The organism is Pseudomonas sp. PS1(2021), assembly GCF_020405165.1.
Classification (GTDB): domain Bacteria; phylum Pseudomonadota; class Gammaproteobacteria; order Pseudomonadales; family Pseudomonadaceae; genus Pseudomonas; species Pseudomonas aeruginosa.
Window position 1 is genome coordinate 1,442,082 of sequence record NZ_CP084484.1, and the last position, 14,985, is coordinate 1,457,066.

Below are 14,985 nucleotides of genomic sequence, written 5' to 3' on the forward strand. Positions count from 1 at the left end.
GAAACATCGCCGGACGGCTGGCCGTCCGGCTGCAAAGCATCAGGCGCCGACCGTTGCCGGGCGCGGCGCGGCCGAAGGCTGGCGGGAGATGCCCGCCTCGAATTCGGCACGGAAATACTTGAGGGCGCTGCCCAGCGGCTCGACGGCTCCCGGCGCGTGGGCGCAGAAGGTCTTGCCTGGGCCGAGGAAGTTGACCAGCTGCTCGAGGGTCTCGAGGTCGCCGGGCTGGCCTTCGCCCCGCTCCAGGGCACGCAGCAGCTTCACGCTCCACGGCAGGCCATCGCGGCAGGGGGTGCACCAGCCGCAGGACTCGCGGGCGAAGAACTCTTCCATGTTGCGCAGCAGGGAAACCATGTTGATGCTGTCGTCCACCGCCATGGCCAGGCCGGTGCCCATCCGGGTGCCGACCTTGGCGATGCCGCCGGCGAACATCTGCGCATCCAGGTGCTCCGGGAGCAGGAAGCCGGTACCGGCGCCGCCGGGCTGCCAGGCCTTGAGCTGGAAGCCGTCGCGCATGCCGCCGGCGTAGTCCTCGAACAGCTCGCGGGCGCTGACGCCGAACGGCAGTTCCCACAGGCCGGGGTTCTTCACCTTGCCGGAGAAGCCCATCAGCTTGGTGCCCATGTCTTCGCTGCCGGGGCGGGCCAGGGTCTTGTACCAGTCCACGCCGTTGCCGACGATGGCCGGCACGTTGCACAGCGTCTCCACGTTGTTCACGCAGGTCGGCTTGCCCCAGACGCCGACGGCGGCAGGGAAGGGCGGTTTGGAACGCGGGTTGGCGCGGCGGCCTTCCAGCGAGTTGATCAGCGCGGTCTCTTCGCCGCAGATGTAGCGGCCGGCACCGGTGTGGACGAACAGCTCGAAATCGAAGCCGCTGCCGAGGATGTTCTTGCCGAGCAGGCCGGCGGCCTTGGCTTCGTCGATGGCGCGGTTGAGGTTGCGCGCCGCGTCGACGTATTCGCCGCGCAGGAAGATGTAGCCGCGGTAGGCCTTCAGCGCGCGCGCGGAAATCAGCATGCCTTCCACCAGCAGGTGCGGCAGCTGCTCCATGAGCATGCGGTCCTTCCAGGTGTTCGGCTCCATCTCGTCCGCGTTGCACAGCAGGTAGCGGATGTTCAGCGACTCGTCCTTCGGCATCAGGCCCCACTTCACGCCGGTGGGGAAGCCCGCGCCGCCGCGGCCCTTGAGGCCGGAGTCCTTGACGGTCTGGACGATGTCGTCCTGGGCCATCTGGGTCAGCGCCTTGCGCGCCGCGGCATAGCCGTCCTTGCTCTGGTATTCCTCGAGCCAGACGGGCTGGGCGTCTTCGCGCAGGCGCCAGGTCAGCGGATGGGTTTCCGCCGAACGCGCCATGCGGTTGGCCGGACCAATGGAGGTAAGGGTCATACGTAGGCCTCCAGCAGTTTGGCGACACCGTCGGGACGCACGTCGCCATGAGTGTCGTCGTCGATCATCAGCGCCGGGGCCTTGTCGCAGTTGCCCAGGCAGCAGACCGGGAGCAGGGTGAAGCGTCCGTCGGCGGTAGTCTGGCCGAGACCGATGCCGAGTTGCTTCTGGATCTCGCCGACCACCGACTCGTGGCCGCCGATGTAGCAGACCATGCTGTCGCAGACGCGGATGATGTGGCGGCCCACCGGCTGGCGGAATATCTGACTATAGAAGGTGGCGACGCCTTCGACGTCGCTGGCCGGGATCCCCAGCACCTCGCCGATCGCCGGGATGGCGCCGTCCGGCACCCAGCCGCGCTGTTTCTGGACGATCTTCAGGGCTTCGATGGACGCCGCGCGCGGGTCCTCGTAGTGATGCATTTCATGCTCGATGGACGAGCGCTCGGTTTCGCTGAGGACGAAACGGTCGGTCTGAATCAGGTTGCTCTGGCTCATGTCAGCGGTCCACGTCAGCCATAACGAAATCGATGCTACCCAGGTAGGCGATCAGGTCCGCGATCATGCTGCCGTTGATCACCGAGGGGATCTGTTGCAGGTGCGCGAAGCTGGGCGTCCGGATACGCGTGCGGTAGCTCATGGTGCTGCCGTCGCTGGTCAGGTAGTAGCTGTTGATACCCTTGGTCGCCTCGATCATCTGGAAGGCTTCGTTGGCCGGCATGACCGGGCCCCAGGAAACCTGCAGGAAGTGGGTGATCAGGGTTTCGATGTGTTGCAGCGTGCGTTCTTTCGGCGGCGGCGTGGTCAGCGGATGGTCGGCCTTGTAAGGGCCTTCCGGCATGTTCTTCAGGCACTGTTCGATGATCCGCAGGCTCTGGCGCATCTCGCCCATCTTGACCATGCAGCGGTCGTAGGCGTCGCCGTTGTGGGCCAGCGGTACCTCGAACTCGAAGTTCTCGTAGCCGGAGTAGGGGCGGGCCTTGCGCAGGTCGAAGTCGCAACCGGTGGCGCGCAGGCCGGCGCCGGTGGTGCCCCACTCGAGGGCTTCCTTGGTGTTGTACTGGGCGACGCCGATGGTCCGGCCGCGCAGGATGCTGTTCTTCAGGGCCGCGGTCTCGTACTCGTCGAGGCGCTTGGGCATCCAGTCGAGGAACTCGCGGACCAGCTTGTCCCAGCCGCGCGGCAGGTCGTGGGCGACGCCGCCGATGCGGTACCAGGCCGGGTGCAGGCGGAAGCCGGTGATGGCCTCGACCACCTTGTAGGCGCGCTGGCGGTCGGTGAAGGTGAAGAACACCGGGGTCATGGCGCCGACGTCCTGGATATAGGTGCCCAGGTACAGCAGGTGGTTCAGGATACGGAAGAACTCCGCCATCATGATCCGGATCACGTCGACCCGCTGCGGCACCTTGATCCCGGCGAGCTTCTCCACCGAGAGTACGTAGGGCAGGTTGTTCATCACCCCGCCGAGGTAGTCGATGCGGTCGGTGTAGGGAATGAAACTGTGCCAGGACTGGCGCTCGGCCATCTTCTCGGCGCCGCGGTGGTGGTAGCCGATCTCCGGGACGCAGTCGATGATCTCCTCGCCGTCCAGCTGCAGGATGATGCGGAACGCGCCGTGGGCGGACGGGTGGTTCGGGCCGAGGTTGAGGAACATGTAGTCCTCGTTCTCGCCGTGGCGCTTCATGCCCCAGTCTTCCGGCTTGAAGCGCAGGGCTTCCTGCTCCAGGTCCTGCTTGGCGGCGGACAGGGAGTAGGGATCGAACTCGGTGGCGCGCGCCGGGTAGTCCTTGCGCAGCGGATGGCCCTGCCAGGTCGGCGGCATCAGCATGCGGGTCAGGTGCGGGTGGCCGGTGAAGGTGATGCCGTACATGTCCCACACTTCGCGCTCGTACCAGTTGGCGTTGGGCCAGATACGGGTGGCGGTGGGCAGGTTGAGGTCGCGCTCGGACAAGGCGACCTTGATCATCACGTCACTATTACGCTCCAGCGACATCAGGTGGTAGAACACGCTGAAGTCGGCGCTCGGCAGGCCGCGGCGATGGGTGCGCAGCCGCTCGTCGACGCCGTGCAGGTCGTAGAGCATCACGTAGGGCTTGGGTACCTGACGGAGGAAGGTCAGGACTTCGATCAGTCTTTCGCGCGGAACCCAGAGCACCGGCATGCCGGTACGGGTGGGCTGGACGGTGAAGGTCTCGGCGCCAAAGCGGGAATTCAGTTCGACGACGATATCCTGGTCGTCTGCCTTGTAAGGCGGGATGTACAGAGCGGAGTCTGCAGTCATGGTCTCGGTCGCTTTCGGTCAACGGTGGGGTGAACGCGGCTGGTCTCGGCCGGCCAGCGGGGCTGGCCGGGAGTTCCGGATCACACTTCGTCGGGGCTGCGCAGGTTGGTCACCTGGATGCGCTGCTCGCGTTTCAGGTCTTTCTGGGCCGGCATTTCGGCGCGGTAGACCCCTGGTCGCCAACGACCCAGGACAGCGGGCGGCGCTCCTGGCCGATGGATTCCTGCAACAGCATCAAGCCTTGCAGGAACGCCTCCGGACGGGGCGGGCAGCCGGGAATGTAGACGTCCACGGGGAGGAACTTGTCGACCCCCTGGACCACCGAATAGATGTCGTACATGCCGCCGGAATTGGCGCACGAGCCCATGGAGATGACCCACTTGGGTTCGAGCATCTGCTCGTAGAGGCGCTGGATGACCGGGGCCATCTTGATGAAGCAGGTGCCGGCGATGACCATGAAGTCGGCCTGGCGCGGCGACGCCCGGATCACTTCGGCGCCGAAGCGGGCGATATCGTGCGGCGCGGTGAAGGCGGTGGTCATCTCCACGTAGCAGCACGACAGCCCGAAGTTATAGGGCCAGAGCGAGTTCTTGCGACCCCAGTTGACGGTGGAGTTCAGCACATCCTCGAGCTTGCCCATGAAGATGTTCTTGTGAACCTGGCCCGCGACCAGCGGGTCGGCTACGGTTTCCCGTTCGCCTATCGGGTATTGGTCGTTGGCCGCATCGGGATCGATCCGGGTAAGTTTGTATTGCATCGCCAAAGCCTCATTGTTTTAGCTTCGCCTGCCGCTTGCGACGGCTTTCGGGAGCCCAATCGAGCGCACCGATCCGCCAAAGATAGACAAGACCCGCCAACAGAATTGCTATGAAAATGGTTGCCTCGATCAGGCCGGCCCAGCCGCTTTCGCGAACCGACACCGACCAGGCGAAGAGGAAGAGGGCTTCGACGTCGAAGATCACGAAGAGCATCGCGACCAGATAGAATTTTGCCGAGAGACGCAGGCGTGCGCCTCCGGTGGGGACGATCCCGGATTCGAAGGGTTCGTTCTTGCTGCGACCAAATGCCTTGCTGCCAAGCAGGGATGAAACCCCTAGCATGAAGGCGAGAAGGCCAACGACCCCTAGAAGGAAGGCAGCGAATCCCCAGTGATGAGCTGCAAGTTCAGCTGGGTTTGGCATGCTGATACTCCTTCTGTACCGGATATATAAGATCGTGGGTTCTGGGCGCAATGCCCGACTTCTTGTGCAACCCGCTGCGTAGTGAGCTAAGGGTTGTATGTATCTTTCCGATTTTATGCCCAAAGCGCCGGACAAGTAAATTTTTCTAACACAAACAGACGCTTCTCTGCTTTTTCCAGCGCTTTGGTTAATCCCCGAAACCCTCGTGAATGCTGTCTTTGCGAGAAATGGCGCGGCCTGGCTGGCTTTTGGTCGTATTGCCGCGAAGCGTGGTGGAGGGCTCTTTGCAAGGCCTCAAACGATAATGAATATCGTTTGCAATGTCGCATCCGTATAACTTCGCTACATATATTCTTCGCCGCGTTACTATTGTTTACCCTTTTATTGGTAATTACTCTCGCCCAATCCGTTATTGCATTAAACCGGGAATATTCTCCGGGCCGGGCGCATGGCGGTTTTTCTTCTTTCCGCACCATGGCAACCCGGCTGCGGCGCCGCCTGGGGCTGCGCCCGCGGTTCTTCGTGACGGATGCGAAGGCGCTGGGCAAGGTCTGCGGCGGTTCGCTTCGCAGCGTAGATGTAGTCGCTCCGGAGGTGCGCTACCTAGGGGCTGCGGTAGCGTCCCGGGGTTTCTTGCCGACCCAGGCCCAGACCATTTCGCAGGCGATCGGCTGGTTGCCGTTCTCGTCGCTGACCAACACCGCCACGCGGACCTCGCCCTTGTCCTGTTGCCGGATCTGCTCGATCTGTCCGGCCTCCAGCGTCGCGATGGCGGTCAGGTCGCCCTGGGCGCGCTTGAGATAGTCGATCTTCATGGTCTTGATCAGCGGCAGCTTGTCGTCCGGTACGTTCATTCCGACCAGGAAGCCGCTGGCCGACTCGGCGAGCAAGGCCATCGCCGCGGCATGGATACCTTTTATGTGGTTCTGCACCGGCCGACGGTTCTTCAGGCTGAGGATGGCGCGCTCCTGTCCCAGTTCATGGATGCGCACCCTCGCAGTGCCGGCGAAGCGCACCTGGGAGCCCAGCAGCAGCGACAGGCTGCGGCTGCGCAGGCGGCGGGGGAGGAGGTTGATGGCGCCGACGGCGCGGCTGAGACGATTGCGCTTGGGCATGCTGGCGTCCTTCCATAGAGAGGGGAGCCTGCATTCCACCCGCTTTGCCCGGGCTTGCCCACGGCTGTAGCGGCGACCTGCGCCGGCATTCCGGCCAACGCAGGTCGTCGTGGCGCGTCAGAGCAGGCGTCGGCCGTCTTCGCGGGTGATCACCACGGTGGCCGAGCGTGGCCGGCGGCCCGGCCCGTCCGGCCAGGTGCTGAGGAGGTTATCGGCGGTCGAGCCTTCCCCCGGGTGCTGGATGTTGATGAACAGCGTACGGAAGTCCGGCGTCGCGGCAATGCCGGTCACCTCGCAACCCAGCGGACCGGTGAGGAAGCGCTTCAGTTCGCCGGTGCGCGGGTCGGCCACCAGCATCTGGTTGTTGCCGAACGGGCCGCTGCTCAACTGGCTGCCGCTCATGTCGGTCTGGATCCACAGGCGGCCTTCCGGGTCGAACCAGAGGCCGTCGGGGCTGGCCAGGATATTGTCCTGGTTCAGCGGCTTGCCGTCCGGGCCGCGGCTGTCTTCGCCGGGACCGGCGAGCATGAACAGGTCCCAGGTGAAGCGTTGCCCGGCATAGTCGCGGCTGCGTTCGCGCCAGCGGATGATATGGCCGTAGGCGTTCTTCACCCGTGGGTTGGCCGCGTCGGCGACGGTGCGCGACGTGTTGTTGGTGAGGGTGAAGTAGACGTCGCCGTTGTCCGGGTTGACCGCGCCCCACTCCGGGCGATCCATCTTGGTCGCGCCGAGGACATCGGCGGCCAGGCGGGTGTTGATCAGCACTTCGCCCTGGTCGGCGAAGCTCACCCCGGCCTTGCGACAGGCCGCGCGGAAGTTGCCGTCGGCGATGTCCAGCGGCAGCCACTGGCCGCTGCCATCGGCGTTGAAGCGGGCGACGTAGAGGGTGCCTTCGTCGAGCAGGCGAGCGTTGCTGCGACCCGGACGGAACTTGTCGCGGCTGACGTACTTGTAGATGTACTCGTTCTGCGAGTCGTCGCCGGAGTAGCAGACTACCTGGCGGCCCGGCTTGACCGGGGCGAAGACCAGGCCTTCGTGGGCGAAGCGGCCGAGAGCGGTGCGCTTGACCGGCACCGATTGCGGGTCGAACGGGTCGATCTCGACGATCCAGCCGAAGTTGTTCGGTTCGTTGCGGTAGTCGTCCTGGGCCTGTTTGCCCTTGCGGGTGGCGTCGAAGCGTTCGAACTCGTCGCCCGCCAGGGTTTCCCAGCCGAAACGGCTGGTGTTGCGAATGCCGTAGCGGGTCAGTTCGCGCGGCAGTTCGCTGTCCTGGGTGGAGAAATAGCCGACCCAGTTCTCCTCGCAGGTGAGGTAGGTGCCCCAGGGGGTGAAACCGTTGGAACAGTTGTTATGGGTGCCGCGGGTGCGGGTGCCGTCCGGACTGTGGCGGGTGCGCAGCAGTTCGTGGCCGCGCGCCGGGCCGGCGATACGCATCGGCGTGGCGGCGGTGATCCGGCGATTTCGTTGCGACGGCACGACATTCCACTCGCCACGCACGTTGCGACGGATCTCCACGACGGAAACGCCATGGGCGTTGATTTCCTTGCGCACTTCATCGGCGACGGTGCGCTTGCCATCGACCACGGTCGGGCCATTGGTGTGCAGCAGCGGCGCGTCGATGTATTCATGGTTGAGCACCAGCAGGCCATGGTTGCTGATGTGTCCGCCGCCGAAGCCGAACTGCGCGTCGATCGGGAAGAAGTGCATGCCGTCGTGGTGCATGCCGATCTGTTCGGCCTGGTCCTGGGCGCTGTTGCTGGCGTCGTCGAGGAAGCCCGGATAACTGCCGCTGATCGGGGTGCCCCAGGGTATGAAGGGCGTCGCCTTGTAGCCGGCGGGCACCCGGATGGTATCGGCACGGCCGCTGGCGATGGCTTCGAAGGGCAAGCGGTTGCGGCGTTTGAAAGGCAAGCCGCGCAGGCCTTCCGCGGCGGGCACCTGCGCTTCGGCGGGAGCGGCGCTGGCGGGGAGCGCGACGCCGAGGAAGGCGAGGGCGCCGAGCGCCGCGCCGCCGGCCAGGACCTGGCGGCGGCCGAGGCCGGCGATCAGGTCGTTCATGTGCGGGTTGTTCGAATGGTTGCTGGGCAACTCGTCGCCATCACCGAACAGGATGGCATCTTTTTTCTCCAGGCTCACGGACGTGCTCCTTGTGGGCTGATCGACGGAGCATTGACGCTAACCGCTGAAAGCGACGGGACGATGACAGGCACTCGAGGCCTTTTGCCATGATCCGGAAATGAAAAACCCCGGCCGGAGCCGGGGTTTTCGCGAGGCGGGCCGGGCAGATCGTGGCTGCCCGGCTGGCCCCTGTTCCTTAGTGGAACTGGTTCATGGTGTTGTCTTTGCCGCTGGCCTTCAGAGCGGCTTCGCCTGCGAAGTACTCTTTATGGTTGTCGCCGATGTCGGAGCCCGCCATGTTCTGGTGCTTGACGCAGGCGATGCCCTGGCGCAGTTCCTGGCGCTGCACGCCCTTCACGTAGGCCAGCATGCCTTCGTCGGCGAAGTAGCCCTTGGCCAGGTTGTCGGTGGACAGCGCGGCGGTGTGGTAGGTCGGCAGGGTGATCAGGTGGTGGAAGATGCCGGCGTGGGCCGAGCCATCGCGCTGGAAGGTGCGGATCTTCTCGTCGGCGACCTTGGCCAGCTCGGTGTCGTCGTACTCGACGCTCATCAGCTTGTTGCGGTCGTAGGCGGAAACGTCCTTGCCTTCGGCGACGAACGCATCGAACACCTGCTGGCGGAAGTTCAGGGTCCAGTTGAAGGACGGGCTGTTGTTGTAGACCAGCTTGGCGTTCGGAATCACTTCGCGGATGCGATCGACCATTGCCTTGATCTGGCCGACGTGCGGCTTCTCGGTTTCGATCCAGAGCAGGTCGGCGCCGTTCTGCAGCGAGGTGATGCAGTCCAGGACGCAGCGATCTTCGCCGGTGCCCTTGCGGAACTGGAACAGGTTGGAAGCCAGGCGCTTCGGACGCAGCAGCTTGCCTTCGCGCTTGATCACGACGTCGCCGTTGCCCAGCTCGGCCTCGGAGATTTCTTCGCAATCCAGGAAGGAGTTGTACAGGTCGCCCAGGTCGCCCGGCTCGTTGGTCACGGCGATCTGCTTGGTCAGGCCGGCGCCCAGGGAGTCGGTACGGGCGACGATCACGCCATCGTCCACGCCCAGCTCGAGGAAGGCGTAGCGTACGGCATTGATCTTGGCGAGGAAGTCGATGTGCGGAACGGTGACCTTGCCGTCCTGGTGGCCGCACTGCTTCTCGTCGGACACCTGGTTCTCGATCTGGATGCAGCAGGCGCCGGCTTCGATCATCTTCTTGGCCAGCAGGTAGGTCGCCTCGGCGTTGCCGAAGCCGGCGTCGATGTCGGCGATGATCGGCACCACGTGGGTTTCGAAGTTGTCGATCTGGGCCAGCAGCTCGGCTTCCTTGGCCTTGTCGCCAGCGGCGCGGGCAGCGTCCAGGCCGGTGAACAGCAGGTCCAGCTCGCGGGCGTCAGCCTGGCGCAGGAAGGTGTACAGCTCTTCGATCAGGCCGGAAACCGCGGTTTTCTCGTGCATGGACTGGTCCGGCAGCGGGCCGAAGTCGGAGCGCAGCGCGGCGACCATCCAACCGGACAGGTAGAGGTAGCGCTTGTTGGTGGTCTTCAGGTGCTTCTTGATCGAGATCAGCTTCTGCTGCCCGATGAAGCCGTGCCAGCAACCCAGCGACTGGGTGTAGACGGAGGAGTCCGCATCGTATTCGGCCATGTCCTTGCGCATGATGGCCGCGGTGTACTTGGCGATATCCAGGCCGGTCTTGAAGCGGTTCTGGATACGCATGCGAGCTGCGTACTCGGGGTTGATCGCGCTCCAGCTGCTGCCGTTCTTCTCTTTCAGCGCGGCAACTGCCTTGATCTCGTTCTGATATGCGGACATGGTCAATCCTTCAAGAAATGTATTGGTTGAGCACCGACTGACCCACTCAAAACCTGCTGGTGAAGGTTGTCTTGCGGGTGGCTCACCGCTGCATGGCGAGAGAATGACCGTGGCGAAGAATGACGCCGAGGAGGGGGTGGAGACGAACAGTTCGCGGACCGTGCTTCTCGACTGGCTCAAGTGCCGTTCGGCTCGTGGTTGCCGGTGGGCGACTCGCTGTCGAGTCTTTCGATCTGGCTGATACGTAAACGCTTCCCCGTCCCTCAGGACAACTTCGTTCCAGTCGCAATCTCGTCAAGCCGCCTTGTGGGCAGATCAACACGGTGGAGGCCGAGGGCGTATCGGCGCAGGCACCGGGAGCTCGTCGTTTCAGAGCCCCTGATTAGCGGGAGCGGGGCCATCATGCTCTGGAAAAAATCCGTCGTCAAACGTTTTGTAGTGTTTTTTCAAGACTACTACACGAAGGTCTAAGAGTGACCGGATGGTCTTGTCTGGTCGAGATGTTTCCGTTTGCATCGAAAATGCCCGCAAGGGCCCGCGCCCCGCGGCTTTGCCGGAGCGGGAGGCAATTCGCGCTGGAAAGAGCGCCGTCGGTCAGTCGAGGGTTTCGACTTTCAGGCGCAGGCTGGTGTCGTCGCGTCCCTGGGTCGAGTAGCGACGCACGAAGCCGCGCTGGTCGGCCTGGTTCTGTTCGCTGACGCCGCCCAGGGTGATCCACTCGCCGAGCTTGCCGCTGACCCGGGTGTCGGTGCTCTGGGTATCGATGACGCCGGGATGGCTCTGGCTGAGGCGGTCATTGCTGGAGCTGATGGTGACGTGCACCAGGTTGCCGGTCAGCGTCGCGGTGACGTAGAAGCCGCGGTTGACGTTGCGGTATTCGGTCTGGCTGTAGATCTGCCCGTAGGGACCGGTGGCGGTGCTGGTGATGGGGACGCTCTGGCCGACCTGGATCAGCGCCGGGTAGCCCTCGGTGGCCTGGACCTGCTGGCTGCCGCCGGAACGGCTGTCGGTGGAGCGACGGATGATGCGGACGCGATCCTTGCCGTTGACCTCGCCGCGGCCGCTCTGGATCTCGATGTTGCCGGCGCTGGCCGAACCATCCACCGAATAGCCGCGGCTGTCCTGTTGCAGGTTCTCGCTGGTATCCACGGTGATCAGCAGGCGATGCGGGCGCGAGTCGATCTGCTGCAGGACCGATTGCAACTCGCGGATCTTCGCCGGCTCGGCATTGACGATCAACTGGTTGCCATAGGCGGTGACCTTGCCTTCGCTGCCGATGACCGACTGGGCCACCGCCATCACGTCGTCGGCGGTGCGGTAGTTGAGCGGGATCACTTCGGTGCGCGGGGCGGCCGAGGCGCCGAGAACGACCGTCGCCAGCAGCGAGGAGAGCAGGGTGGTGCGCAACAGGGTCACAGGAGGAAGCTCCGCAGGTCCGGGTCGGAAAGGCTGGTGTCCCAGGCCTGCTCGAAGCGGGCCTGGAGTTGACGCACCCGCCCGGCGGCACGGTAGCAGGCGTAGCCCGCCGGTTGCGCCGGTTTCGGGCGCAGTAGCAGGCCCTGGTCGTCGGCCAGGAGGAAGGCGTCGTCCTCTTTAGGGTAGTCCGGGTTGAGCCGGCGGATCAGGCAGTTGCTCGACAGGCGGCGCGAAAGGCTGATCAGGCGGTGGCCGTTGCGCACGGCCTGGGCGCTGTCGCCAACGAGGATACGCAGGCGATTGCGTGGATTGGCCAGGAGGAAACGGGTGCAGGCTTCCTGGATGCTGCTGTGGTGATAGAGCCAGCTTTCCAGGTCGGGACTGTGCAGGCAGAGCGAGCGGCGGGCCTGCTGCAGGAGGGCCAGGGCATGGGCGCGGGCTTCCTGCGGATGCTCGAAGCGCTCCAGCGGCTCATGTTCGCCGAGGCGGAATGGCGCTGGTTCCCAGCGTTCCGCGGGTGGTGCGGCGCTGGCCGGGTTGCGTACCGCAAAGCGCCCCGGAGAGCTGAATTCGATGGCCGGCAGGTCGGCCGGCGAGGTCTCCGGGGTGTCGCTCATCGGGCCTCAGTCGCTGTCGCGAACCATGTCGACATGGGGCAGGCCGGCATCGAGGAATTCGCCGCTGTCGACCTTGAAGCCCAGTCGCTCGTAGAAGGGAATGGCGTAGACCTGCGCGGTCAGCAGTTGGCGCTTCAGGCCGCGTCGCTCGGCTTCCTCGATGGCCGCGCGCATCAGCGCGTCGCCGACCTTCAGGCCGCGCCAGTCCTTGAGTACCGAGACCCTGCCGATGTGCCCGTCGCCCAGCAGGCGCGCGGTGCCGATCGCGTATTCGCCTTCATAGGCGAGAAAATGCACGGCTTCGTCGTCTTCGGCGTCCCACTCCAGTTCCGGCGGAACCGACTGTTCGGCAATGAAGACCGCTTCGCGGATGCGGCGCAGCTCGGCATTGTCCTTCTGCCAGTCGGCTACGCGTACGCGGATCTTATTCATCTGCAAACTCCAAACTGCCCTGTTTGACCAACTCCGCCAACAGCTTACGCGCATCGTCGTCGGCCAGCCATTGGCCGAGGTTTTCCAGATGCAACGCATCGGCCGAGCAGACCAGCTTCAGCAGTTCCTTGAGCTGGCCGGGCAGGAGTACGCTCTGGCCGCTGGCGAACAGCACCAGGCCGATGTCGATCTCGCTCCAGGCCAGGCGGGCGCTGGGGTTGCGCACCAGCAGCGCGCCATCCTCAAGGGCGCCGAACAGCTCCTCCTCGGGGATCTCCTCGCCGGCAACCAGTTCGGGATAGCGCGGCTCGGTCATGAACTGGCCGAACCAAGTCAGCAGCAGGCGCTCGTCGCTCATGTGCTCCTGGATCAGGCCCTGCAGGCGCTCCAGAGCGTCGCGCTGGATCTGGTGCGGATCGTCGCCTACCGGTTGCAGGCCGGCATCGGTGTAGCGCTCCTCGTCGGAGAGGAACTGGCCGAGGAAGTCGGTGAAATGGGTCAGCACTTCGGCGGCGCTGGGCGCGCGGAAGCCGATCGAGTAGGTCATGCACTCGTCTTCGGCGATGCCGTAGTGGGCGAGGCGCGGGGGCAGGTAGAGCATGTCGCCGGGCTCCAGGACCCACTCGTCGCTCTGTTCGAAGTCGGCGAGGATGCGCAGGTCGGCGTGCTCGCGCAGCGGGCTGTCGCTGCTGCACATCTGTCCGACTTTCCAGCGCCGGCGTCCGTGGCCCTGAAGCAGGAATACGTCGTAGTTGTCGAAGTGCGGACCGACGCCGCCGCCGGGAGCGGCGTAGCTGATCATCACGTCGTCGATCCGCCAGCTGGGCAGGAAGCGGAATTGCTCCAGCAGTTGGGCGACTTCCGGGACGAACTGGTCTACCGCCTGCACCAGCAGGGTCCAGTCCTGTTCCGGCAGGTGCTGGTAGTCCTCCTCCTGGAACGGGCCACGGCGCATTTCCCACGGGGTTTTCCCGTGTTCGAGGACGATGCGCGATTCCACCGATTCCTCCAGCGACAGCCCGGCCAGCTCGTCGGCGGACAACGGGCTTTCGAAGTCCGGGATCGCCTGGCGGACCAGCAGCGGTTTGCGCTGCCAGTAGTCGCGGAGGAATTCGGCAGCGGTCAGTCCGCCCAGAAGTTGCAGGGGAGTATCAGCATTCATGGTTAAGTCCTTGAAACAAAAACGCCCGGCGCAGCCGGGCGTGCAAAAGGGTTGCGTGCTCAGATGCGCTTGGCCTGGGCGGCGGCATTGCCGACGTAGCCGGCCGGGGTCAGCTTCTTCAGCTCGACCTTGGCCTCGGCGGGAATCGCCAGCTCTTCGATGAAAGTCTGCAAGGCTTCGGCGCTGATGCCTTTGCCGCGGGTCAGTTCCTTCAGCTTTTCGTAGGGGTTTTCCACGCCATAGCGACGCATCACGGTCTGCACCGGCTCGGCGAGGACTTCCCAGCAGGCGTCCAGGTCTTCGGCGATGCGCTGGGCGTTCAGCTCCAGCTTGCCGATGCCCTTCAGGCTGGCCTCGTAGGCGATGACGCTGTGGGCGATGCCGACGCCGAGGTTGCGCAGCACGGTGGAGTCGGTCAGGTCGCGCTGCCAGCGCGAGATCGGCAGCTTGCTGGCCAGGTGCTGGAATAGCGCGTTGGCGATGCCGAGGTTACCCTCGGAGTTCTCGAAGTCGATCGGGTTGACCTTGTGCGGCATGGTCGAGGAGCCGATCTCGCCGGCCACGGTCTTCTGCTTGAAGTAGCCGAGGGAGATGTAGCCCCAGACGTCGCGGTCGAAGTCGATGAGGATGGTGTTGAAGCGGGCGATCGCATCGAACAGCTCGGCGATGTAGTCGTGCGGCTCGATCTGAGTGGTGTAGGGGTTGAAGGTCAGGCCGAGGTCGCCTTCGATGAACTGGCGCGCGTTGGCTTCCCAGTCGACTTCGGGATAGGCGGACAGGTGGGCGTTGTAGTTGCCCACGGCACCGTTGATCTTGCCCAGCAACTCGATGCCGGCGACCTGCTTGATCTGCCGCTCCAGGCGGTAGACGACGTTGGCCAGTTCCTTGCCCAGGGTGGTCGGCGAGGCAGGCTGGCCGTGGGTGCGGGAGAGCATCGGCACGTCGGCGAGTTTCACCGCCAGTTCGCGGATGGCCTCGGCGATCTGGCGCATCAGCGGCAGCAGCACGCTGTCGCGACCCTCGCGGAGCATCAGGGCGTGGGACAGGTTGTTGATGTCCTCGGAGGTGCAGGCGAAGTGGATGAACTCGCTGACCGCGGCCAGCTCCGGAAGCTTGGCGGCCTGTTCCTTGAGCAGGTACTCCACGGCTTTCACGTCGTGGTTGGTGGTGCGCTCGATTTCCTTGATGCGTTCGGCGTGTTCCAGCTGGAAGTCGCTGGCCAGGCTGTCGAGCAGGGCGTTGGCTTCGGCGGAGAACGGCGCGACCTCGGGAATCCCGGCGTGGGCGGCGAGGCGCTGCAGCCAGCGGACTTCCACCATGACGCGGAAACGGATCAGGCCGTATTCGCTGAAGATCGGACGCAGGCTGCTGGTTTTGCCGGCATAGCGGCCATCGACGGGGGATACCGCGGTGAGCGAGGAAAGCTGCATGAGACGTTCTCGTGGCTGGAAGTCAACGAAAAAGGGGCGCATATCATACATGAAAG

The 14,985-nt window shown here is 64.5% G+C and carries 12 protein-coding genes and 1 pseudogene; all 13 read right to left on the bottom strand.

Annotated features, from left to right (window positions below; all coding sequences use genetic code 11):
* Nucleotides 1-39 precede the first annotated feature (39 nt).
* Nucleotides 40-1,386 carry an NADH-quinone oxidoreductase subunit NuoF gene (gene nuoF / locus LE197_RS07045; protein ID WP_003097674.1) on the bottom strand — a complete coding sequence of 449 codons (1,347 nt, stop codon included), beginning with the start codon at nucleotides 1,384-1,386 and terminating at the stop codon, nucleotides 40-42.
* A complete protein-coding gene (gene nuoE / locus LE197_RS07050; protein ID WP_003090460.1) occupies nucleotides 1,383-1,883 on the bottom strand; it encodes an NADH-quinone oxidoreductase subunit NuoE in 501 nt (166 codons plus the stop codon). Before nuoE ends, nuoF begins: the two co-directional genes overlap by 4 nt.
* A 1-nt stretch (nucleotide 1,884) precedes the next feature.
* Complete coding sequence (gene nuoC, locus LE197_RS07055) at nucleotides 1,885-3,666, bottom strand: NADH-quinone oxidoreductase subunit C/D (RefSeq protein WP_003090458.1); 1,782 nt, start codon at nucleotides 3,664-3,666, stop codon at nucleotides 1,885-1,887.
* Between the two features lie 80 nt (nucleotides 3,667-3,746).
* Nucleotides 3,747-4,423: pseudogene (locus tag LE197_RS07060) on the bottom strand (NuoB/complex I 20 kDa subunit family protein).
* Nucleotides 4,424-4,433: 10 nt separating this feature from the next.
* Nucleotides 4,434-4,847: an NADH-quinone oxidoreductase subunit A gene (locus tag LE197_RS07065; RefSeq protein WP_003090452.1), complete on the bottom strand. Its 414-nt coding sequence runs from the start codon at nucleotides 4,845-4,847 to the stop codon at nucleotides 4,434-4,436.
* Between the two features lie 599 nt (nucleotides 4,848-5,446).
* The gene (locus LE197_RS07070; RefSeq protein ID WP_073646789.1) at nucleotides 5,447-6,001 is read right to left on the bottom strand and encodes a DUF4442 domain-containing protein; all 555 of its coding nucleotides are present in this window, start codon (nucleotides 5,999-6,001) and stop codon (nucleotides 5,447-5,449) included.
* A gap of 78 nt (nucleotides 6,002-6,079) precedes the next feature.
* A complete protein-coding gene (locus LE197_RS07075; RefSeq protein WP_003097668.1) occupies nucleotides 6,080-8,098 on the bottom strand; it encodes a PhoX family protein in 2,019 nt (672 codons plus the stop codon).
* Nucleotides 8,099-8,276: 178 nt separating this feature from the next.
* Nucleotides 8,277-9,872, bottom strand: a complete 1,596-nt coding sequence (locus tag LE197_RS07080) for an isocitrate lyase (protein WP_003090447.1) — start codon at nucleotides 9,870-9,872, stop codon at nucleotides 8,277-8,279.
* A gap of 594 nt (nucleotides 9,873-10,466) precedes the next feature.
* The gene (locus LE197_RS07085; protein ID WP_003090446.1) at nucleotides 10,467-11,288 is read right to left on the bottom strand and encodes a secretin N-terminal domain-containing protein; all 822 of its coding nucleotides are present in this window, start codon (nucleotides 11,286-11,288) and stop codon (nucleotides 10,467-10,469) included.
* A complete protein-coding gene (locus LE197_RS07090; RefSeq protein WP_003113372.1) occupies nucleotides 11,285-11,905 on the bottom strand; it encodes a hypothetical protein in 621 nt (206 codons plus the stop codon). Before LE197_RS07090 ends, LE197_RS07085 begins: the two co-directional genes overlap by 4 nt.
* Nucleotides 11,906-11,911: 6 nt before the next feature.
* The gene (locus LE197_RS07095; RefSeq protein ID WP_003090444.1) at nucleotides 11,912-12,337 is read right to left on the bottom strand and encodes a GNAT family N-acetyltransferase; all 426 of its coding nucleotides are present in this window, start codon (nucleotides 12,335-12,337) and stop codon (nucleotides 11,912-11,914) included.
* Entirely contained in the window at nucleotides 12,330-13,499 is a 1,170-nt protein-coding gene (locus LE197_RS07100) for a cupin domain-containing protein (protein ID WP_003097663.1), read from the bottom strand. Before LE197_RS07100 ends, LE197_RS07095 begins: the two co-directional genes overlap by 8 nt.
* A 59-nt stretch (nucleotides 13,500-13,558) precedes the next feature.
* Entirely contained in the window at nucleotides 13,559-14,929 is a 1,371-nt protein-coding gene (gene purB / locus LE197_RS07105; RefSeq protein ID WP_003097660.1) for an adenylosuccinate lyase, read from the bottom strand.
* Nucleotides 14,930-14,985: the final 56 nt, after the last annotated feature.